Below are 21,434 nucleotides of genomic sequence, written 5' to 3'. Positions count from 1 at the left end.
TGTTGTGTGTGAATTGCGAGTTTCTGGGGAAACACCCGGCGGGCACTCTCGCGCGTGCCGGGCGAGTTGGATCAGCAGCCCGCGTTGTACCGGGCGATGAAGAACAGCAAGTCGTCAATTGTTACGCCGCCGTCGGGCGTGCCCGTGCCGCTCCCGTCGTCCAGATCGCCGCACGCGTTGCCCGAGTTGTAGAGCGAGAGGAAGTACAGCGCGTCATCGATCGTGACGCCGCCGTCGGGCGTGCCGGTGCCGGAGCCGTCATCAATATCCGCGGGGCAGGTGGTGTTGAGACAGTGTGTGATGTTGGCGCCCAGGAAGGTGTTGATGACCGGATACGCCTGGAACTCCTGCTGGTCGCGTTGCTCGATGGGGAAGGTGATCCTGGGCGGATTCCCGATCGCTCCGGGCATCGCGTTCGGGCCCTCGAGACACCCCGAGCGTCCGGTGGCGTGCACGCGCACCAGGTAATGATCCGTGAGCCCGACGTTCCCGGGAATCCGGTCGCTCCCCGCGAGCACATAGCCTCGCCCGCACGGGAGTGTGTCGGCGGCATGGCCCAGATCGGCGTTCACGGCGCCGTAGACCGACGACCACTCCGGCACGCCGGCGAGATCAAAGCGGATCATCGCGGCGTCCGAGACGAGGTTCGGTCCGACGGGAACCGTTCCTCCCACGATGATCTTGCGGTTGTCGGGCGAGTAGTTGATCGCCGCGAAGCCGTTGCGGAACGCGGGCAGGAATCGCGTCCAAAGGGGATTGCCCGCGGGATCCACGTGCATCACGATGAGATCGGGCTGGGCATTGCCGGGAACGATCGATCGGCAGGAGATCGCGAACCCGTTGTCGGTGATCGCGATCCCGTCGCCATAGACCTCGCGCCCGGGGAAGGGATAGACCCAGAAGTTGATCACGTTGCCGAACGGATCGGTCTCGAGCAGGCACGGCGCGAGTTCGCCGCCGAACTGGCGGTAATCCGTCCAGCCCACGGCCATATACCCCACGGGCGTGACGCGCACGTCGTTGAGACTGAGGATTCCGAAGTTCACGCCCGCCATGGGCCTTGCGAAGTACAGACGCTGGAAGATCGGGTTGCCCGCCGGGTTCACGCCGATCATGACGCCGTCGATCGGGTCTTGTGTCACGCCGGTTCGTCGCCCGACTGTGACCGATCCGAGATTCGTCACGAGGCGTGTGGAGGTCCCCGCGGGGAAGTCGATCCCGGCGCTTCCGCCATAGATGTTCGACCACAGCACGTTGCCCAGCCCGTTGAGGCGCATGACGAAGATCTGCGTGGTCGGCGCCCCGGTGACACTCAGGATCTGGGTCTCGCCCGAGACGATGAAGCCGCCATTGGCCGCCGTCGAGTTGTCGTCGCGGATCGAGGTCGCATAGTCCACGACGTTCGGGTTGCCGAGGATCCGCTGCCAGACGGTGGAGCCGTCGGTGCGGGTCCGTGTGAGATAGAGATCGGTTGGAGCGGCACCCTGATCGATGCTTCCCGCCGACGCGAAGCCGAGCACCTCGACACCCTGGGTGAGCGGGTCGACGTCGTAGGCGATCTCTTGTCCATTGGGGCTTCCCAGGCTCCGCTGAAAGATGAACTGCGCCCGCGCGGTTTCGGCGCCGACCATCATGCCGACGAGCGCGGCCATTCCCGCGATCGGCCATGCCGTTCGTGCGTTCATGCCATTCTCCTTGTGGTACGGACGAGCCCGCGCGCCGGGGCGCGACATCCTGAGCCAACACAGCCTTCCGACGACGCCGTCGACTCGTCCTCTGACTCAGTCTACCGAATCACTCTTCAAGACGCGCACAGATTTCAACAAACACGTCGTGCTCGTACAGAACGGCATATGAACCCGAACATGAACATGCCGGGAGTGTGTAGATACTTACACCGGATGCCGTGCCATGAAACGGGTGGACAAGGAGAATCCCTACCGCCCGTTCGGCGTCGTCGGATTGCACCAGAATCTGTTCGCCTCGTCCGAGTCGCGAAGCGCGAAGAACTCCGCACGATTCATCACCACACCCGAGGCATCGATCGCGACGCAGGTCACGCTGTCGCCGTGATGCCCGGGCACGACCTCACGCGGGTACGACGCGCCGTCGTTGTAGGGCGGGCCGAAGTCCACCTGCTCATTGCCATCCCACAGGATCACCGCGTCGCCTCGCATCTGGTGGACGCGATACGGAAACGGGCTGCGGCCATAGCCGACCACCGCGCCGTTCATGATGTATGACGTCAGCCGCGCGGTCCCGAGGAAGTCACCATCGGGCCCGTCGGGCTTGTGCGAGGGGCAGCGGTACGACTCGGGCACCTCCAGGTATGCCCAGAGTGCGCCGGTTTTGCGATCGTCGGCCGTGCAGTTCTGGGGAACGACACCCGGGCCATACAACCAACCGACCTCTAGCGCGATCGGGCCCCAGTTGGGATACGGCAGAGTCTCGCGATAATCGTTGGTATAGATCGCCAGCGCGAGACCCATCTGGTGCATGTCCGAGAGGCATCCCGTCTGCCTTGCCGCGGCCTTGGCCTTTCCCAGTGCCGGCAGCAGCAGCCCAATGAGCAGCGCGATGATGGCGATGACCACGAGAAGTTCGATCAGCGTGAATCCGCCCCGAGATTCGCGGGCGGACGCGGTGCTGTGTGATCGCATGCTGTGCCTCCGTGACGTGTGTGCCCAGTCTACCAGATGCATCGGGTCGTGGATACCCGAACATCCAGAACTTTGACGGTCCTTGGTCGCTTCTCCGTCTCGCCCGTGACACACCTGTGACCCGGCCGACGTGCGGACGCGCGGCCCTTGCTGCACTCGGCCGAGCTCGTTCACGTTCGCATCTCGCCATCCGAGTGGATTCGGGATAGCCTCCTCCACGATGCCCTCGCCCCTCAGCCGGGATTCCTTCATCGGCCGCATGGCACGCCTCGCGCTGGGCCCGATCCTGGCTCTGATGGCCTACGCAATCCTCGGCACGAGCGCGCCCGATCTCGCCGAGCCCGCCCGGCGCGCCATCGCCGTCACCGTTCTCGTGGCTGTCTGGTGGATGACCGAGGCGATCGGTGTCGAGGCGGTCGGTCTGGTGCCCCTCGCCCTGCTCCCCCTCGCCGGCGTCCTCGAGTTCAAGAAGGTCTGCGTCTCCTACGCCAACCCGATCGTCTTTCTCTTCCTTGGCGGCATGCTCCTGGGGCGTGCCCTGGAACGTTCGGGCCTGCACCGGCGCGTCGCGATGCTCGTGCTGAGGCTTGTCGGTGCCTCGCCCGCACGACTCATTCTCGGCTTCCTCGTCGCGAGCGCCGCGGTAAGCATGGTCGTCTCCAACACGGCCTGCGCCGTCATGATGCTCCCCATAGCCGCCAGCGTCGGTGGCACGATCGCTGGTGAATCCTCCAGCGATCCAACCATTCGACACACAAGTTCGAGCAGCACACTCCCCGCGGCGCTCGCCTTGGCCGTGGCCTACGGCTCTTCGATCGGGGGCGTGGGCACCATCATCGGCACGCCTCCCATCGCCCAACTCGCCGCCTACTCCAACGCCGAACTCGGCGTCACCATCGAGTTCGCCGAGTGGTTGAAGGTCGGCTTCCCTTTCGTGCTCGTGGCGCTACCCGTCGCGTGGATCGTCCTCGCCTTAGTCACACCCGGCACGCGGGGCGAAGTCCCGTCTTCTACACCGCTCGCCGTGTCGCACGAGTCCGCGCCGTGGTCGACGCGTGAGCGCCTCGTCGCCGGCGTCTTCGTCCTCGCGATTCTCGGATGGGTGACCTCGCGCCTCACGGGTCTCGCCGATCCGCTCGTCGCCGTCATCGCGGGCGTGCTCCTCTTCATCATCCCGAGCAGTGGATGGAGTTCTTCCGGCCCACGACGCCCCGTATTTCTGCTGGAATGGCACGAGGCCGAACGCGTCCCGTGGGGCGTGCTTCTGCTCTTTGGCGGCGGGCTCGCGCTCGCCGATGGCCTCGGCTCCACCGGTGCTGATGCATTTCTCGCGAAGGGCGCGGGCGGGCTCGCCGGACTCCCGCCCGTGCTCATCCTCATGGCCGTCGCCCTCGCCACCATCTTTCTGGGGGAGATGGCGAGCAACACCGCCCTCACCGCGATCATGCTCCCGATCGCGCACGCCGCTGCCCCGGTCCTGGGGATCAACCCCATGGCCGCCGTCGTCACCGTGGCCCTCGCCTCGAGCCTGAGTTTTATGCTCCCCGCGGGGACGCCCCCCAACGCCCTGGCCTTCTCGACCGGGCGTGTGCGAATGTCACAGATGGTCAAGGCCGGCGTTCTGCTCAATCTCGTCTCGGGAACAGTTGTTCCCATCGGTGTGGTGCTCCTCGATCAGGCCGGTTGGCTCCCGTCGTGAGGACGATCTGCGTGATACTCGGCAACACATTCAGGGCTTGATATCAATGTACCCCTGTCGGCTTCCACGGATCACACCTAGCCGCACGCCGCCGTCGATCTCCTCCACTGTCTTGCGAAGGTCGTTCGACGAGTCGATGCTCTGCGACTGACGAGCGTTGATAGGCTTGAGGATCTCAACAATGATGTCCCCAGGCTGCAACCCGGCGGCTTCCGCGGGGCTTCCCGGATCGACATCACGCACCACCGCGCCCAAGATGGTCTGCCCATAAACCTTGCGCGATTGCTCGCGAGTGAAGTCCACGACGCCGACGCCGAGCGAGTCCAGTCGGACGATGCCGAGTATCGTGTCCTGATCGCCGATTCGCGCCCGGATCTGCTGGGCCTTCCCGGAGCGGACCACGTCGAGCACCGCGTCGGTGCCGGGCGCCGAGACCGCGATCTCGGTGCGAAGTCGAACGATGTCCACGGGCTTGCCGTTGAACTTCACGATCACGTCGCCCGACTGCAGCCCCGCGTCCGACGCCGGGCTGTTCGGCACGACCTCGCCCACCACCACGCCGGGTGTCTGCCCCGATCCCGTGTTTGTGGTCTCAAACGTCACGCCAAGTCCGCCGCGGACGACGCGCCGGTTCGCGATCAGGCTCTCGGCTATCGACCGCGCCATGTTCGAGGGGATCGCGAAGCCCAGCCCGTGGAATCCGCGCGATGGTCCCGCGATCGCCGTGTTGATGCCCACGATCTCGCCATCGAGATTGAGCAGCGGCCCACCAGAGTTTCCAGGGTTGATCGCCGCGTCGGTCTGGATGAAGTCCTGGTAGGCCACGCTTTGCGGGTCGGCGAGCGATCGTCCTTTCGCCGAGACGATCCCCGCGGTGACGGTGCTGTCGAAGCCGAAGGGGCTGCCGATCGCGATGACCCACTCGCCCACGTCGAGGGCCTCGGAATCGGCGAAGTGGGGGATAGCCGTGGTCGAAGGGATCGCGTTCGCGTCGATCTTGATCACCGCGAGATCGGTGAGTTGGTCTCGCCCGACGACGCTCGCCTCATGCTCGGTCCCGTCGAAGAGTTTGACCTTGAGCGCCTGTGCCCCGCCGGCGACGTGGTTGTTGGTGAGGATGTACCCATCGCGGCTGATGATGACGCCAGATCCAAGGCCGGTCTGCGTCAGATCACTGTTGCCCATGAGGGGCCGCCCGAAGATGTCCCTTCGCGTCACTCGATTGAACTGGCTGATATGGACCACCGCCGGTTCGACACGCTTTGCCACGCGCTTGAAGACACGAGAAAGCCCGCGTGCGAGTTCCATGTCGCCCGCGAGTTCATTGGTCTCGGCGCTCGACTCTTGTGTTGTGGCCGATGTCCGTGTGACCTGGGTCTCCACAGACGCCTGCCCGAGAGCGACGGGCGCTCCCGCGCTCAGACCCAGTAGAGCGAGCATCCCCGAAACGACTCCGACCAACCCTCGAGCCATCGTGTGTTCTCCATCACATGCCGTCGGCTGGCGACCGCGAAAGCCGACGGGTGTCGCGGCGAGCGTTCACGCCCGCCGATAGGTCTTCGATGCCTTGTTGGGATGCGCGTGCCACGCGATTCCGCCAAAATCCTCCGCTCTTGCTTGCCCGCCTTCACGCCAAGGCCATCAATTCCGAGAGTCGCCAGCCATTCTGGCAGCCCGTTCTACGTCCCCCGCGTGTTCCCGTACAGATCAATGTGCAGCCTCGGGCCATACCGGAACCCACGTTCGAGGCAGACGCGAGAGATCCACGCCTTCGCCGCCGAAGTCGCCGGCGTGACGCCCTCGGACATGAGCAGCACATCCTGCGCGCGCACCGTCGGCAACTCCGACAGAATGCCATCGATCTCGCCTAGATCATGCTCGCCCTGCACCACGAACTTCAGTTGGTGCGTCGGGTACGCGTCGATGAGCGTCCGCAGCACGCCGAAGTTCGATCGACGGCTCTCGTGACGCTCACGCCACCCCGAGTCGCTCGCCGGCATCGAGTTCGAGAGTTTCGGGCTGAGGCTCATGAGGTCCGCCGTTGGCGGCTCGCGGTCGAAGCCGGGAGGCAGGACCGTCCCCGCCGTCTCGATCGTGATGTGCAGCCCGCAGGCGTGCAAGGCGCGGCACAGATCGATCAGGCCACCAAAGAGCATCGGCTCACCGCCGGTGATGACGACATGCCGCGCGCGCGACGCCGACGCCTCATCCACGAGCGACGCGATCGTCCGCGGCGTCTGCTCCGGCGACCAACTGGCATACGGCGTGTCGCACCACACGCATCGCAGGTTGCACCCGCTCAATCGGATGAAGAACGACGGAACGCCGGCGAGCGTCCCCTCACCCTGGATGCTGGAAAACGTCTCGGCGATCGGGAGCGTGCCGGCGGGCGAAGGCACGAGTTCGCCATCCTGACGCCCGCGATCGAGCTGATCGAGCGGAACCGTCACGCGATGGCTCCGTGGTGCGTGGAAGAGTCGGCGTACCGCGTCGGGTCGGGGATCGCCGCTTCCACAAACGCTCGACGGCGGATGAGGCAGGAATCGCAATGCCCGCAGGCGAGGCCGTCGGTGGTCGGGTCATAGCACGAGTGCGTCGCGCCGAAATCCACGCCCAGGCGCGTGCCCAGGCGCACGATGTCCGACTTGGAGAGCGTCGCGAGGGGCGCGTGCACGCTGAGGCGACTTCCGTGTGCCCCCGCACGCGTCGCGAGCGTGGCGGCCTTCTCGAACGCGGCGATGAACTCCGGGCGACAGTCGGGATACCCCGAGTAGTCCACAGCATTCACGCCGCAGTACACACGATCGGCGCCCAGCGTCTCGGCGAGCGCGCTCGCGAGCGAGAGAAAGATCAGGTTCCGCGCCGGCACATACGTGATCGGAATGTCGTCGGCACTAGGTGTCGCGCCGGGGTTGGCGTGGTGGGCCATCGGGCGATCCTTCGGCACGGCGATGTCCGCGGTGAGTGCGCTCCCGCCGATCGCCCGGAGATCGACGCGGATCACGCGATGCGATGCCGCCCCAATCGTCGAGGCGATGTAGGCCGCCGCGTCGAGTTCGGTCCGGTGACGCTGCCCGTAATCGAACGAGACGCAGTGGCACTCGGCGCGATCGACCTGTCGGGCGAGCGTGAGGACCACGGCGCTATCGAGACCCCCCGAGAGGAGCACGACGGCTCGAGTCTCGCGATGGTCCATGGTGCTGGTCGCGTCGGTCGTCATGCGGGCTGGGCGGCGGCGCTCACGCCGCGAACGCTCGCCGCGCGACGCTTGAGCGCCGGCTCCTCCTGCTTCTCGGCCTGGGCGTATCCCTCACCGAAGCGGAAGAGACGGAAACTGTTCGCGATGACGAAGATGTCGCCGGCGAAGTGATAGAACGCCGCGATGGGGAGAGCCAACCCGGCGGCCTTGGAGAGCGTCCCCGTCGCCGCGAGCACCAGCCCGATCACCGCGATGAGGATCGACGCGATGATGTTCTGCCCGATGATGGAACGCGTGCGTCGAGCCAGTTCCATGAGGAAGGGAATGCGCGAGAGATCATCGTTCATGAGCGCGACACCCGCGGAGTTGGCCGCGATGTCGGAGCCGCTCAGGCCCATTGCCACGCCGACGTCGGCCTCGGCGAGCGACGGCCCGTCGTTGATGCCATCGCCGATCATCATCGTGCGCAGACCCGACCGGACCATCCCGCGGATTTGCTCGTGCTTCTCTTCGGGATGGCACTCGGCCTCGATGGAATCGACGCCGACCGCGATGCCCACGCGTTTCGCCACGCTCAGGCGGTCGCCCGTGAACATTGCGATCTGGCGCACGCCCTGCTCGCGCAGACGCTGGATGATCGACTTGGTGTTGGGGCGGACGGTGTCCTCGAGGCCGACGGCTCCGAGATAGCGCCCGTTCTCCATCACGTGCACGCCCGACATCCCGGTGATCTTCGCCTCGACGGCGTCGAGTTCGTCCTTGATCTGGGGGCTGAGTTCGAGGAGCCACGAACCGCGCCCGACACAGACGTCGCCTGTGCCGCTGGCGCGCTTGGTGCGCACGCCGCGACCGTGGATCTCTTCGTAGGTCCCGCTCGCCTCGACGCCGACCTTCGCGGCGTTGGCGGTGGACATGATGGACTGGGCGAGCGGGTGATTCGAGTGCTGCTCGCCGAACGCAGCCGCACGAAGCAGATGGGCTCCCTCGACGCCGCTCGCCGGCGCGAGTTTGGTGACCTGGAACTTACCGGTGGTGATCGTGCCGGTCTTGTCGAAGACGACCGCAGTGACGTTTGCCGCCGTTTCGAGATATCGCGGCTGCTTGATCATGATGCCCAGGCGTGCTGCGGCGGCGAACCCGGCAAGCATCGCGCTCGGGCTGGCGAGCAGGATTGCGCTCGGGCACGCGACAACGAGCACCGTGACCGCGGTGAGCGGCGCGGACTTCTGCACCGCCTCGTCCGCCGACTTGCTCATCAGGAACCACACGACCGCCGCCACCGCGAGGACCACGGGGACGAAGAACTGGGCCACCTGCTCGATGAGCATCTGACGTGGCGTGCGGCTGGACTCGGCCTGACGAATCAGTTGCGTCACCTTCCCGATCGTCGTGTCCTCGCCGATGCGCGTGACAGAGATGTCGATGCCGCCGGTGAGGTTGCTCGTGCCGGCATAGACCATGTCGCCCGCCTGGACCTCGACCGGGGCGGCTTCACCCGTGAGCGAGGCCTGGTTGAGGGTGGACTTGCCCGAGATGACCTTGCCATCCACGGGCAGGTTCTCGCCGGGGCGTACACGAACGGTCATGCCGACCTTCACGCTCACGAGCGGCGTGTTCTCCATCTCCGTGCCGTTCTCGACGATTCGCGCGACGTCCGGCGTCAACTGCACGAGTTCGGCGATCGCGCGCTGCGCGCCGCTCGCCGACCGACGGACCAGAAGCCCGAAGACCACAAGGATGAAGGCGAGCCACCCGGCGGGGACATACTGCCCGATCGCCAGCGCCGCTGCGATCGCGACTGCGGCCAATGTCGAAGACGAAAGTCGCCCGGTCTTCAGTTCCGTGAACGCCGCAAGGAAGAGCGGGAAGGAGAGGCAGAGCGCTCCGACCATCGCGGGGATCGATGAGACCAGAGGCGAGATCCCGGGAATCGCTCCGGCGATTGTTCCGACAAGCACGAGCACGCCCCCCGCCATCGCCCAGAAGATCCAGCGTTCGATCTCGATCTCGTGGTGGGAGCAGCAGACGACGCCGTTCTCATCGGTGTGGGTGTGGTCGTGCGAGTGGGCGTGGGCATCGGCCATGGGTGATGAATCCTCAAAGGAGAGCAAGAGTGATCGCGGCGATCGGTACGTGAGCAGAGGTCGTCGCTCGTAGCGTGGACTCCAAAATGAGCCGCAAGCGTGCCCGTTCGACGACGGGAGATACGAACCTCTACTTTACGGGCGCGCCGCGGGTCCGGTTCAGCCCACGACATGTGAATGGCATTTCTACCCTACCAAGTCCCAATCGTGTCTGTCTCGAAACGCCAACCCTATCGTCCAGCCATGGGAGCACCGACGAAGGACATAATTGGATCAAACGAATCTGCATCCCTGTCGTCGGTCGCCGTGATGGGATTGGGCCAAATGGCCCTGGTCTCGTCGGCCATGCTCTTGGCGAGCGGCACGGTCTCCAAAGTCACGCTCTGGGACGTCGGGCACAGCGAACAAGAGGCCGGCCGTTTGGCCCAGACTCGGACCAGCCCACGACTGCCCGGCTTTGTGCTACCTGAGGGAGCGACGATCGCGCGAGACGCAGCACGATCGCTCGAGGGCGCCGACGTGATCGTCTCCGCCATTCCCACCCAGTTCATCCGCCAGACCTGGACGACGCTCGCGCGCCGGCACAAGGCCCTCCTCGGTCGCGGCGCGAGCGGTCCGGGGATCGTCTCCGTCGCCAAGGGCATCGAGGTCGCCACGCGTCTCACGCCCACGCGCATCCTCGCCGACGTGTTGTACAAGGAAGGCGTCGATGGCCTCGACGAGCCGCCCCGCGCGATCGCGACACTCAGTGGCCCCACGATCGCCGCCGAACTCGCACGCGGGCTTCCCGCCGCGATGGTCGCCGCCAGCGACGATGCCCGCTTCGCCGAGCGCGTGCAGTCGCTCTTTGGAACATCGTGGACACGGATCTATACCAATCGCGACGTCCTCGGCGTGGAACTCTCGGGCGCCGTCAAGAACGTGATCGCTATCGCCGCCGGCGTGATCGATGGCCTTCGCGCCGGCTCCAACGCCAAGAGCGCGCTCCTCGCGCGAGGCCTCGCCGAGATCGTCCGGCTCGGGACCGCGATGGGCGCGAACACCGAGACCTTCTTCGGCGTCGCGGGCGTCGGCGACCTTGCGACGACGTGCTTCAGCCCTGAAGGCCGAAACCGCAGCCTCGGTGAGGCGATCGGCAAGGGCGCGAATCTCCAGCAGTATCTCGCCGAGAGTGAATCAGTCGTCGAGGGCGTCGAGACCTCCCGTGCCGTGATGGCGCTCGCCCAGACGTATCGCGTGGAGATGCCGATCTGCGCCGCCGTCCATGCCGTGCTGTTCGAAGGCCTGGACCCGGTGCAGGCGATCCAGTCGCTGATGTCGCGCGAGTCCAAACCCGAGCGTGTAGGCTGAAACACGCTTGCCTTGAGTTCCACACGCGGATGCAACACGCACGCCGGAGAGTTCTCGGACTCTGTGACTCTCGATCGGCTTGTGTATCTGCCGCCTTTCGGTAGACTGAGGCCACCTCATTGAGATACCCACCGGAGTTATTCACATGTTGCGTCGTGTAGCGATCGTCTTGGTCGGTCTGTGCTCAACGTGTCTCGCGGCCGGCACGCCGGAGTATCAACTCGTCGTCGCCCAGGCGCCGCAGGGATCACACCCAAACCAGGCCGACTGGCGACCCGTCTCACGATTCGACTTCTTCGCGGGGACGCTCCCCATTCCAGTCCCTCGTGCGGACCTCCCGGTCACCGAGGTCTTCGATCCATCCGGCGCTGCGTTCCGCACCGCGACGGATCTTTTCATCAGCAATCGCCACGGCAACGTCACCGGCGCGGGGAGCATCTCCCGTTTCACGCTCAACCCCGACGGCAGCGCGACGCTCATCCAGAATATCACCGCGTCCGGCATGATCGGCGTCCACCAAATCGCGTTCAACGCCGCTGGCACAGAGATGTTCGCGTGCACCATCAACAACGGCGTCTATCGCTTCTCGTTTGACGAGTCCGGTGTCGTCACGCCGCGAGGGTCCTTCGGCAGCCCCCTCGCTTCGCGCGGCATCGCGGTCCACCCCAATGGAAGAGTCGTCTTTGTCTCGGATGCCACAACCACGGTCAAGCGGTTCCGTCTCGAGAACGACGGCTCGGTCACGTCGCTTGGATCGATCCTCATTCCCGGCTCGGCACTCAATCACAACATGAAGATCACGCCCGACCGCCGCGAGTTGTACATCTTCGATATCACCGGGCGCGTCCATCGACTCCGGTTCAATGGCGAGGACAACCTGACCCATCTCTCCCAGTTCATGTCGCCAGGCTGCATCGATGGCGCGTTCTCCCCGAACGGCCGAGAGTTATTCATCGCCAACCACACCTCGGGGGGCATCACTCGGTACCTGTACAACGCCGAGACGAACTCCTGGGGTGCCGTCGCGGGGCCCAATGGAACCATCGCCATGCCGTTCGTCGGTGGGATCGGGACGCACACGCCCGTGATCTGTCTCGCCGATCTCGACGACGGCAGCGGCGCGGGCGTCCCCGATGCCGCCGTCACTATCGACGACCTCCTCTACATGCTTGGGGTCTTCAACGCCGGCACGCTCCAGGCCGATCTCGACGACGGATCGGGGACCGGCACCCGCGATGGCGCGGTCACGATCGACGACCTCCTCTTCTTCCTCGATCGATTCGGCGCCGGGTGCTGATCGGCCGCGGCTCGACACCGGCGTAGAGTCCCGCGTGGCTCTCGTGGGAATGGTGAGGAGGTGGCCCATGTTCGATCGTGTTTTCCCGTCGGCGCGAGGTTGTGTTCCGCTCGCGATCGGTCTCTTTGCGCTCGCGATTGAGGTCCACGCCCAGACCGTCCTCCACGACAACGGGCCCATCATCACCAACCCCACCGGCGGCACTGGCGCCATCGACGGCCTGCCAATCAGCAACAGCGACCAGTTCAATATCCCAGGCTCGACCTTCAACTTCAGCACCACGGGCATCGGCGCGACCGTCCCCGTCGCCGTCGCCGTCGCCGAGAACTTCGTCGTCCCCGAGTCCGCCGGCCAAGGCTGGGACCTCGACACGCTCACCGTCTTCGCCTTCCAGACCGGCCAGACCTCGCCGACGGTGACTTCTATTGAGGTCAATCTCTGGACCGCGGCTCCCTTCTCCGCGGACTCACCCGAGACGCCACCCGATCCGCTCCCCAGTCCCGTGCTCGAATCGCCCCTCGTACTCGACCCTGCCGACCTCGGTGGCGGCGTCTTTGTCTGCCATCGACAGAGCATCTCCAGCACCACCACCGTCCGACCCGTCTACGCCTACACCGTCTCGCTCGATAGCCTCCCCAACAACGCCCGCCTCGCGCCCGGCGAGTACTGGATCCAGTGGTCCTTCACGGGCGCCTCAAGCCCCTCGCAGAATGTCTTCACGCCCCTCGTCTCGCCGCGCGATGCCGTCACGGGACACAACGCGCGCCTCCTCAACTCCATCGATGGCAGCAGCGCCGGCCCTCGCGTCTGGTTCGAAGGCCGCGAGGGCTACGTCGCCGGCGTCACCGAAGGCAGAGCCTACGAACTTCCATTCATCCTCAAGGGCGAAGTCCTCGGCACCGGCGGCTTATGCCTCGCCGACGTCGACGATGGCAGCAGCACAGGCACACCCGACGATGCCGTGACCATCGACGACCTCTTGTACTACCTGACCATCTTCGCTACGGGCGACATCGCCGCAGACGTGGACAACGGCACAGGCACGGCCACTCAAGACGGTGCCGTGACGATCGACGATCTGCTCTACTACATCCAGCGTTTCCAGGCCGGGTGCTGACGCCACTGTGCGTGGCCGGATATGGATACGCTTCCATTATGCATCGGCGGGATGTATCGAACACGACATCGTGGATGCAACAGGGGAGAATGCACATGCCGTTCCGTTGTGCGCGGGGAGGGTTTCGGCGAGGTATTCCGGTCGTGGGTGTCGCGCTCTGGTCCGGTGTGGCGATCGCCGCCGACACCGATGTGGTCTACCGCCCCATCGTGCTCTCGGGTCAGCCCGTGCCCGGGCAACCCGCGAGCGTGGTCTTCAACTCGTTTGATGTCACTAACAACTCGTTCTCGTGGGACACGGGCCCGGCGATGAACGCGAACGGTGATCTTGCGTTCCGGGCCGAGTTCCGCGAGGGCTTCATGCTGGCGGGCACGGGCATCATCGCCCGATTGGGGAGCACGATCCAGACCGTCGCGCGTGATCAGGTGGTAGCGCCGGGAACTGGCGTGGGATATTGGAGTTTCCTGCCGCCGATTCTCAACGAGAACGGGCACCTCGCCTTCAAGGCTCGGCTGCTCTCTGGGCCCTTCGTCACCGACTATGGCATCTGGACGACCACCTCGGGTGCTCTTGCGCTCGGCGCGCGCGAGGGAGATCCGGCCCCAGGGACGGGCGCTGATTACGGCGATCTCGATCCGCAGGTGTACTCTCTCTATCTCAACAACAATGCCCACATCGCCTTCGACGCGGCCCTGGCCGGAACGGGCGTCACCGCGACAAACGACCACGCGATCTTCAGCGATAACTTCGGCTCGATCGCGCTCCTCGCGCGCGAGGGCGAACAGATTCCGGGCCGGCCCGCGGGCGTCGTCCATGCCGACGACGGCGCGTTCATCGAGTTCGGATTCAACGACCCGGGCGACGTCGTCTTCGTCACGCGTCTGTCGGGCCCGGGCATCACGTCGACCGTCAGCGATTCCGCGATCTTCCATGCCGGCACCGCCGCCGAATCCCTCTTGCTCCAGGCCTCCGAGCCGCTGCCCGGCGTCCTCGCGCCCGGAGTGAGCCGGATCATCTTCTCCGACGTGCGCATCGACACCGCCGGGCAGGCGATCTTCCTCGCGAGTTTCCGCGAGCCACCCTCGAACATCGTTCGCGTCGGTGTCTTCGCCGGTTCGTTCACGGCTGGCCTTCGCCTTCTCGCCGCCGACGGCGAACCCGCCCCGGGCACGGGCACGACCTATGCGACGCAGGGCGCCTTCTCCAATCTCGCGATGAGCGACACGGGACGCATCGCCTTCGAGGCCCGGCTTGCCAACGGCGATCGAGCCATCTTCACCGATCTCTCCGGCTCGCTCACGATGCTCGTCCGCACGGGCCAGCACCCGCCGGGCACGCCCGCGGGAAGCGCCTTCAACTTCTTCCAACGCGCCACGCTGAACAACCAGGGTCGCATCGCCCTTCCCGCCGCCGTCACGATCCCCGGGAGTCCCGCCGCCAACGGCGTGTGGATGACCGACGCAGGTGGAGCCTTGCACCAGATCATCCGTGCCGGCGACACCATCGATATCGATCCTGATCCCGCGACCACCGACGCGCGCGTCGTCGCCGATTTCGCCTTCCGATCGACCCCCGCGTCCAGCGGGCTTTCCGACTCGAATGAGATCGCGATCGGCGTCCGATTCCGCGACCCCGACACGACGGGCTTTCTTGCCACGGCCGTGCTCGTCGCCTCGCTCGCCACGCCCTGCATCGCCGATGTCGACGACGGCACAGGGAGCGGCACGCCAGACGCAGCCGTCACCATCGACGACCTCTTGTACTACCTGACCATCTTCGCCACGGGCGACATCGCCGCCGACGTGGACAACGGCACGGGCACGGCCACTCAAGACGGTGCCGTGACTATCGATGACCTGCTCTACTACATCCAGCGGTTCCAGGCCGGGTGCTGATATTCGAGACTCATCCCGGGCTTTGCATCGTGAACAAGTGATGTGAAGGCATCATGAACCGCGGCCAGAATCTCCGGTCCGTGCCTGAAGTTCTGTTGTGCGCCCACCACGCGTCGAGTACGATGCGATTCTCGAGGCGTGTCAACGCCGATGATGGAGAATCCAATGGTCAAGCGGAACTCAATGTGTAACCGTGGCCTGATCCTCGCCGGTGCCCATCTCTATCTCTCGGCCGGCGCACTGGGGACAATCTATCACGTGAAGGCGATCGCGCCGGCTGGTGGTGACGGGCTGACGTGGGCGAACGCGTTCCAGAATGTGCAGTCGGCGCTCGCTCTTGCCGACGCGGGCGATGAGGTGTGGGTGGCCACAGGCGTGTACACACCACCCAATGGATCGTCTTTCACCCCGGTTCCAGGAGTCGTTCTTCTTGGAGGGTTTCAAGGGACGGAAAACACGTCGTCCCCGCGCGATGTTGATCTTCATGCGACCACACTCCGCGGCAGCGACCGAACAGTTTTATTTCTCAATTTTCCGAGCAACACGGTGCCCGAAACCGTTGTGGATGGCTTCACAATCACTGCCGGCAAGGGCGGTACAGCATCTGGGACGATCGTCCAAGGTGGTGGCGTCACTGTGCGAAATGCTCCGCTGCGACTGAGTCGTTGTAAAATCATTAACAACATCAATTTGCAACCCTATGTGTTCTCCAGTGACGAGATGGGCTTTGGAAGTGGGGGGTATCCGGGAGCTCATGGTGGCGGCATCAAGATCTTCTCTGCAGTTGTGGTAATGCACAATGTGCATTTTGTTGGAAATGCGAGCAGCAATGGCCAAGGAGCTGGCTGCTCAGGTGGGTTTCCCGAGTTGCAAGACGCCGGCTCAGGTGCGGCGATTGCCGCTGCGAACTCGATCATTGAGATGTCGAGCTGCGCATTCTCTGAGAATCGCCCGGGGACCGGCGGGTGGCAACAGTGCACCGTCAAGCAGAGGTCCACTCCACCCGGCGTCGGCGGCAGCATGCTCCTCGTCTCCTCCACACTCATCGCGAAGTCCTGCACCTTCACGGCATCCGAAACGAACGGATTCGGGAACACGGCCATCTATGCGACTGGATCAAACGCCATCAATCTTGAGAAATGCTCCTTCTTCGGGCGTGGCCGCATCGTGGGTGGGACGCCGATCATCACTCAGGGTCCAGTCGGGGCGTTCGATTGCGTGTTCACAGGCTGTCGCTCCTCGAACGGATATGTCATCGATGGGGCTGCAACCTTCCCCCAATCCGGCTCCGCCGTGAAGGCCGGCGCGGGGTCCAGTTTCAGAAACTGCACCTTCGTGGACAATCGGATCGGCATATTCGCACCCGGCACCCCTCTCCCAACGGTCGATCCCGCTCTGGGCTGTCTCGATGCCCCCGGCGCCATCGTGAAGAACTGCATCTTCTCCAACAACGTCGGCTTCGGCTACACCACTATCTCGAACCACGTCGGAAAAGTCGGCACCGTCACCTCGAGTTGCATCGACACCCTCGACGAGTTCCCGCCCGCGACGATCCTCTTCACCGATCCACGCTTTGTCGACCCGGACGGCCCCAACGGCATCCCCGGCGACGCCGACGACGACTACCGCCTCAGTCCAGGCTCACCCTGCATCGACGCGGGCAACAACGCCGCATATCCCATCACCTCATCGACCACCGACCTGCTCGGCAACCCCCGGTTCCTCGACGACGCCTACACCGTTGACACGGGTCTTGGCGCTGCGCCCCTCATCGACATCGGCGCCATCGAGTTCGTCCAGACATTACCTGTGTGTGTCGCCGATGTGGACAATGGCCAGGGCGAAGGCCAACGTGATGGTGCCGTCACGGTCGACGATCTGATCTTCTACCTCGCCTACTTCAATATCGGCGCACACCAAACTGACGTCGACGACGGCAGCGGCACCGGCACGCCCGACGGGGCCGTCACGATCGACGATCTGCTCTACTACCTCATCCGATTCAATGCCGGCTGCTGAGCGACTCGGTTCTGCCGAGCGGGCGAAACACAATCACCGCGGTGATGAGGCCTGACCACGTGGCTCATGCGTTCGGCTCGTGCGTCGATCGCCTATTCCGCATCCGTCGGGCTCAGGCAGTCGATCCGGTACCGCAGGAACGGCGGGCGCTCCACGCCCGTCACGATCTGCCAGAACGGCTCGACGTCGTGCCCCGGCGGGCCGTCGTTGTACCACGTCTTGAACTGCCCGGTCGCGTCCTCAGAATAGAGGTCGAGCGCCGAGCCACCAACATACACCGAGCGGTGGATGAGCAGGAGATCGTCGCTGGTGAACTCGGCCTCCGCCGCCACGCCGCTGAGCGTGTCGACGAGTTGCCCGAAGAGCACCGGATCACGCTGGAGCAGGATGTCGGCGTCGTGCCAGATATAGAACCGGTGCTTGGTCTCGGGGCGACCCCGGAACGAGGCCCGGCCGCGCAGCAGCGACGCGATCCCCGCCGGACCGTCGAGGCGACGCTCAAGTCCAGGCCCCGGAAGGTTCCGCTCCAACTGGTAGCAGAACGAGTCCAGGTCGGTGATGAACCGCCCGTAGAACATGCAGACCTCGGTGTCTCGCAGGGCGGAGAGGAACCGCCCGAGAGAAACCGCGAACTGCATTCGTCGCTTGGGCATATCCGACCAGGCGACCAGATGGTGCTCGTCGAGGAGTTGCACGACATCCGCGTGCCAATCCGGAACGAGAACCGGAATTTCAGTATGGCGTGACAGCGCGCTCATGACCCTGCCCGATCTCCATCTCGGCCAGAACGTCGCCGATGGTTGGTCATAGACCCCCAAGTTGTGCGCCCCACGGGTCGCGCCTCTTTGGAAGGCACCCGTTCGGTGTTGAGACTGGTTGTGGTCATCCTTGACCTCCAAGCTCTGGCGCTTCGCACCCGTTGATGGCAGGAATGTGCGCTACGTTTGGCGATTCGCCAACCATTTCTACGGAAAGTTTTGCAATTTGAGCAAATCTTTCCCACATTCACGCCCGAGAAAACCCTTGAATCTGCCGTAAACTGCCCTGATTCACATACCTACGACGAGTGTTGGCAACGTGTCGTTCTTCGCTCACGCAAAACGAATGACAAACCGAACGCAAACAAGCGAGAGGAATCCGCCCTCGCTTCGCCGCGCTGTCTTGCCCATCCGTGCGCCAGCGTACAAATTCTGGTTGGTGTCACCCCTCGGAGCCGCTCACTCCCAGTTCGTCTTCCGAGAGGCCGCGTGAGTATAGCGACTTTGGAGCGGCGTGCACGGTTCTCGGACCAGCCTTGGCCTCAATTTCACACTCTCGCGTCTTCCTCGGCCCGGGATCACCCGAACCGGCGGGGTTCGGGCGATGGTGGTTCGCCGCCTCACGTCCATCCGCGGTGACGGTGTAGACCAGTCCGATCGTGGTTTCCGGCTCGCCCAGGAGCAGCCGATTCACGAGTTCCACGCCCTGCATCAGCGAGTGGTCGGTGTTGCTGACCTCGTACTTCCACATCCCGAATCGCCCCCGGCTGTGGACGCCCTGCGACTCCAGCCAGGGGATGACCTCCGCCAGAATCGCGTCGCGTTCCAGACTCGGCGTGGGGTACGAGTAATCGGCGTGGTAGTGCCAGGTCGAGACAATGTCGTCGCGCTCGCCTTGCTCGAGCAGGCCCGCCGCCTCGAGACCACGGATCGTCTCCTCGACGATCGTCGCGCCGTCTACCGGTTTGTGCGTGCTCTCGCTCGTCTCGCAGAGGAGCGAGTAGTGCGTCTCACGATCGGGCGTCATGAACGGCGAGTAGTTGCTCAGGTACGTCACGCGATAGAAGGGGCAGTTGTCCTCGGGGAAGTACATCCAACTCTTGGTGCTCGGGCACGGGCGACTGATTCCCACGCCCACCATGTGCCCGGAGGAATGCAGGAGCGACGACGCGGCCTGCCTCACGTTCTTCGGGGCGTCCGGGATCACGCTCGTGCAGAGCACATCGAGGGGCATCGTCGAGAGGAGGTGGTCGAAACGGGTCGAAGTGCCGTCGGCGAAATGCACCACCTTGGCGTGGCGATCGATGCGGATCGCACGCTTGCCCAGCACGATCCTCTCATTCGCCGATTCGTGCTTCGTGGTCGTCCCCAGGAACTCGCCGATTCTGCGGTAGAACTCGCCCGTGCCGCCCCGCAGGGGGAACTTGAACCGGTTGTTGGGACCCCAGCCGAAGTCGTCCTGATCGAGCACGACGTTGCGGATCGCTCGCTCGACATCGATGACAGCGACGCGCTCGCCGATCCAGTGCTTGTTCAGCATCGAGGTCGGATGCGCCCAGACCTTGAAGTTGTACGGGTGCATGAAACGCGTTGCGATCCCATCGCCAAAGACCGCGTCGATGAACTCGGCAAAGGATTTCGCTTTGGAGAGCGCCCCCTCGCGTGACGCCTGCGCCCGCACCAGCCCGAGCAGGCACTCGCACGCGACCTCACGCGGCAGGTGACGGATGTTGTTCTGGAACGGGTACGGGATCCACCGATCCATCATCCGCACCCAACTCTCGCGGTCGATGAGCGAGTAGTCGTCGCGCATCATGCGGGCAAAGACCTCGTCGTAGTAGCGATAGTGGCTGAACATCACGTGCCCGCCGATGTCCCACGTGAAGCCCTGTGGATCGGTGAAACTCCGCGAGAGCCCGCCGACGTGATCGCCGGCCTCATAGACCACGAAGTCCGAGTGCCCCAGTTCCTTGAGTCGATACGCCGCCCCAAGCCCGGCGGGGCCGGCGCCGAGGATGACGATTCGCGAAGCCTCGCGGTGTGGGTCGGTGTGCATGCGGTGCTCACCCGGCTCAGTTCGGCATGCAACGGCGCGGTGGTGCGGCGTTGTCGCCCCAGATTCCGGGGAGCAACCCTAGGCGGGCGATGGAGTTACGGCACGAAAGTCGATTCACTCCGCCACGATCCGCACCCGGCTTACCTGCTCCACCAGCAACTCGTACACGATCTCGACATCCTTGTCGCCCAGGCGGACGCACCCCATCGAGAGGCTCTTGCCGATGCTGTCGGGGTCGATGGTGCCATGGATCCCCATGCCGGCAACGGTGGCGGCACTGCCCTGGCCTTCAAGGCCGAGCCAACGCTCACCGATAGGGTTCTTGGGGTCGCTCTTGTCGAACCGTTCGCCGGTGCGCGGGTTGGTCCAGTTGGGGTCCACGAGTTTGCTGTTGCGGCGGACGACGAAGTCGCCCACGGGCGTGCCGTTGTCCTCGCCCAGGCCCACCTTGAAGGAGCGGATGAAGAGCCAGTTCTCGGGCTCATCGGGGCTTCCCGCGTAGATGTCCATGCGATAGGCCTTCTTGTGGACGACGGCATGGAACGGCCCGCGCACGAGTTTGAGTTTCTGCCCGATGCGGAGGCGGTCGGGGTGCACGCCATTCACGCGGGCGATGAGGCGCCAGTCCGTGGCGAGTTCGGCCTTTCGGGCGATCTTGGTGAGGGCGTCACCCGTCTCGACGGTGTAGGTTGTGACCAGCGGGTCACCTGTGTAGACCTTGGCCGAGAAGACCAGTTCGTCGTTGATGGTGGCGAGGCTCGCGCGCGTCGAGTCGATCTCGCTCGCGGTGATCTTGTCCATCGTGAGCGCCTTGCTGAAGAGCCGGCGGGCCTCGACGAGGTTGTTGGACTTCAGCGCGCGCTGGGCGTCCTCGAGGATGGTCTGGACGGCCATGAGCGCGGGATCGACCGGGGGCAGGGCCGGTGGAGCCGTTTCGGCCGGCTTGGGCGCGATCGGCGTCGGCTCGACGACGGGCTGCGTGGGGATGCCCGTGTTGGGCTTGGTGGGCGTCGTGTCGGTAACGCTGGTGTTGTTGATGGTCGGCGGCGTGCCCAGCGCGGTGACATCCACAGGCTTGGGCCTGGGGCTGGAGTCGCTCTTGGTTGCGTTGGAGATCGCGGGCGTTGGAGAAGAACCGAGGCCGGCGGTGCTGGTGGTCGTGGGCTTGGCAGCGTCGGCGAGTTTGCCCTCCTGGCTTTTGCCCCAGGGGAGCGCCTTGCCCAGGAACCAGATCGCGACGAGCGCGACGACGAGAAGGACGCCAATGGCGGCGGGCTTGGCCCAGGGGGCGCGCATGGCG

At 64.8% G+C, this 21,434-nt stretch carries 15 protein-coding genes; 6 read left to right on the top strand and 9 right to left on the bottom strand.

What is annotated here, in order from left to right; all coding sequences use genetic code 11:
- Nucleotides 1-71: 71 nt before the first annotated feature.
- Both IPK69_05140 and IPK69_05135 read right to left on the bottom strand, forming a co-directional pair.
- Nucleotides 72-1,685, bottom strand: a complete 1,614-nt coding sequence (locus IPK69_05140; GenBank protein ID QQS10008.1) for a hypothetical protein — start codon at nucleotides 1,683-1,685, stop codon at nucleotides 72-74.
- 252 nt (nucleotides 1,686-1,937) lie between these two features.
- Nucleotides 1,938-2,660, bottom strand: a complete 723-nt coding sequence (locus IPK69_05135) for a prepilin-type N-terminal cleavage/methylation domain-containing protein (GenBank protein QQS10007.1) — start codon at nucleotides 2,658-2,660, stop codon at nucleotides 1,938-1,940.
- 220 nt (nucleotides 2,661-2,880) lie between these two features.
- On the opposite strand from IPK69_05135, the gene IPK69_05130 reads away from it, so the two are divergent.
- Complete coding sequence (locus IPK69_05130; GenBank protein QQS10006.1) at nucleotides 2,881-4,359, top strand: DASS family sodium-coupled anion symporter; 1,479 nt, start codon at nucleotides 2,881-2,883, stop codon at nucleotides 4,357-4,359.
- A 30-nt stretch (nucleotides 4,360-4,389) separates the two neighbouring features.
- Here the strand turns inward: IPK69_05130 and IPK69_05125 are convergent, their stop codons facing one another.
- The 4 genes from IPK69_05125 to IPK69_05110 form a co-directional block, all read right to left on the bottom strand.
- Nucleotides 4,390-5,832 carry a trypsin-like peptidase domain-containing protein gene (locus tag IPK69_05125; protein QQS10005.1) on the bottom strand — a complete coding sequence of 481 codons (1,443 nt, stop codon included), beginning with the start codon at nucleotides 5,830-5,832 and terminating at the stop codon, nucleotides 4,390-4,392.
- A gap of 206 nt (nucleotides 5,833-6,038) precedes the next feature.
- Nucleotides 6,039-6,758: a 7-carboxy-7-deazaguanine synthase QueE gene (locus tag IPK69_05120; protein QQS10425.1), complete on the bottom strand. Its 720-nt coding sequence runs from the start codon at nucleotides 6,756-6,758 to the stop codon at nucleotides 6,039-6,041.
- Nucleotides 6,759-6,805: 47 nt separating this feature from the next.
- Nucleotides 6,806-7,555, bottom strand: coding sequence for a 7-cyano-7-deazaguanine synthase QueC (gene queC / locus IPK69_05115; GenBank protein QQS10424.1), 750 nt, complete (start codon nucleotides 7,553-7,555; stop codon nucleotides 6,806-6,808).
- Nucleotides 7,556-7,575: 20 nt separating this feature from the next.
- Nucleotides 7,576-9,642, bottom strand: a complete 2,067-nt coding sequence (locus tag IPK69_05110; GenBank protein QQS10004.1) for a cation-translocating P-type ATPase — start codon at nucleotides 9,640-9,642, stop codon at nucleotides 7,576-7,578.
- A 324-nt stretch (nucleotides 9,643-9,966) separates the two neighbouring features.
- Here IPK69_05110 and IPK69_05105 point away from each other — a divergent pair, with 324 nt between their 5' ends.
- The 5 genes from IPK69_05105 to IPK69_05085 all read left to right on the top strand — a co-directional run bounded on the left by IPK69_05105 (nucleotide 9,967) and on the right by IPK69_05085 (nucleotide 17,320).
- On the top strand, nucleotides 9,967-10,992 hold the full coding sequence (locus tag IPK69_05105) for an NAD(P)-dependent glycerol-3-phosphate dehydrogenase (protein QQS10003.1): 1,026 nt from the start codon (nucleotides 9,967-9,969) through the stop codon (nucleotides 10,990-10,992).
- Between the two features lie 145 nt (nucleotides 10,993-11,137).
- Nucleotides 11,138-12,289 (top strand): hypothetical protein, encoded by a 1,152-nt coding sequence (locus tag IPK69_05100; GenBank protein ID QQS10002.1) that lies wholly within the window; start codon nucleotides 11,138-11,140, stop codon nucleotides 12,287-12,289.
- Between the two features lie 67 nt (nucleotides 12,290-12,356).
- Complete coding sequence (locus IPK69_05095) at nucleotides 12,357-13,406, top strand: hypothetical protein (GenBank protein QQS10001.1); 1,050 nt, start codon at nucleotides 12,357-12,359, stop codon at nucleotides 13,404-13,406.
- A 95-nt stretch (nucleotides 13,407-13,501) separates the two neighbouring features.
- Nucleotides 13,502-15,301, top strand: coding sequence for a hypothetical protein (locus IPK69_05090; GenBank protein QQS10000.1), 1,800 nt, complete (start codon nucleotides 13,502-13,504; stop codon nucleotides 15,299-15,301).
- A 921-nt stretch (nucleotides 15,302-16,222) separates the two neighbouring features.
- On the top strand, nucleotides 16,223-17,320 hold the full coding sequence (locus IPK69_05085; GenBank protein QQS09999.1) for a right-handed parallel beta-helix repeat-containing protein: 1,098 nt from the start codon (nucleotides 16,223-16,225) through the stop codon (nucleotides 17,318-17,320).
- Nucleotides 17,321-17,412: 92 nt separating this feature from the next.
- On the opposite strand, the gene IPK69_05080 is transcribed toward IPK69_05085, so the two are convergent.
- The 3 genes from IPK69_05080 to IPK69_05070 all read right to left on the bottom strand — a co-directional run bounded on the left by IPK69_05080 (nucleotide 17,413) and on the right by IPK69_05070 (nucleotide 21,430).
- Complete coding sequence (locus tag IPK69_05080; GenBank protein QQS09998.1) at nucleotides 17,413-18,078, bottom strand: hypothetical protein; 666 nt, start codon at nucleotides 18,076-18,078, stop codon at nucleotides 17,413-17,415.
- Nucleotides 18,079-18,520: 442 nt separating this feature from the next.
- Nucleotides 18,521-20,134, bottom strand: a complete 1,614-nt coding sequence (locus tag IPK69_05075; protein ID QQS09997.1) for an FAD-dependent oxidoreductase — start codon at nucleotides 20,132-20,134, stop codon at nucleotides 18,521-18,523.
- Between the two features lie 114 nt (nucleotides 20,135-20,248).
- The gene (locus IPK69_05070; protein QQS09996.1) at nucleotides 20,249-21,430 is read right to left on the bottom strand and encodes a LysM peptidoglycan-binding domain-containing protein; all 1,182 of its coding nucleotides are present in this window, start codon (nucleotides 21,428-21,430) and stop codon (nucleotides 20,249-20,251) included.
- Nucleotides 21,431-21,434 lie beyond the last annotated feature (4 nt).

The sequence above is a fragment of the Phycisphaerales bacterium genome (genome assembly GCA_016699835.1).
Lineage (GTDB): Bacteria > Planctomycetota > Phycisphaerae > Phycisphaerales > UBA1924.
Note: the sequence above shows the minus strand (reverse complement) of the source record. Positions and strands in the feature narration are given on the sequence as shown.

Coding starts and splice junctions, on each gene's coding strand:
- IPK69_05140 (QQS10008.1), bottom strand. CDS start 1,685: ATGAACGCACGAACGGCATGGCCGATCGCGGGAATGGCCGCGCTCGTC.
- IPK69_05135 (QQS10007.1), bottom strand. CDS start 2,660: ATGCGATCACACAGCACCGCGTCCGCCCGCGAATCTCGGGGCGGATTC.
- IPK69_05130 (QQS10006.1), top strand. CDS start 2,881: ATGCCCTCGCCCCTCAGCCGGGATTCCTTCATCGGCCGCATGGCACGC.
- IPK69_05125 (QQS10005.1), bottom strand. CDS start 5,832: ATGGCTCGAGGGTTGGTCGGAGTCGTTTCGGGGATGCTCGCTCTACTG.
- queC (QQS10424.1), bottom strand. CDS start 7,555: ATGGACCATCGCGAGACTCGAGCCGTCGTGCTCCTCTCGGGGGGTCTC.
- IPK69_05110 (QQS10004.1), bottom strand. CDS start 9,642: ATGGCCGATGCCCACGCCCACTCGCACGACCACACCCACACCGATGAG.
- IPK69_05105 (QQS10003.1), top strand. CDS start 9,967: ATGGCCCTGGTCTCGTCGGCCATGCTCTTGGCGAGCGGCACGGTCTCC.
- IPK69_05100 (QQS10002.1), top strand. CDS start 11,138: ATGTTGCGTCGTGTAGCGATCGTCTTGGTCGGTCTGTGCTCAACGTGT.
- IPK69_05095 (QQS10001.1), top strand. CDS start 12,357: ATGTTCGATCGTGTTTTCCCGTCGGCGCGAGGTTGTGTTCCGCTCGCG.
- IPK69_05090 (QQS10000.1), top strand. CDS start 13,502: ATGCCGTTCCGTTGTGCGCGGGGAGGGTTTCGGCGAGGTATTCCGGTC.
- IPK69_05085 (QQS09999.1), top strand. CDS start 16,223: ATGTCGAGCTGCGCATTCTCTGAGAATCGCCCGGGGACCGGCGGGTGG.
- IPK69_05080 (QQS09998.1), bottom strand. CDS start 18,078: ATGAGCGCGCTGTCACGCCATACTGAAATTCCGGTTCTCGTTCCGGAT.
- IPK69_05075 (QQS09997.1), bottom strand. CDS start 20,134: ATGCACACCGACCCACACCGCGAGGCTTCGCGAATCGTCATCCTCGGC.
- IPK69_05070 (QQS09996.1), bottom strand. CDS start 21,430: ATGCGCGCCCCCTGGGCCAAGCCCGCCGCCATTGGCGTCCTTCTCGTC.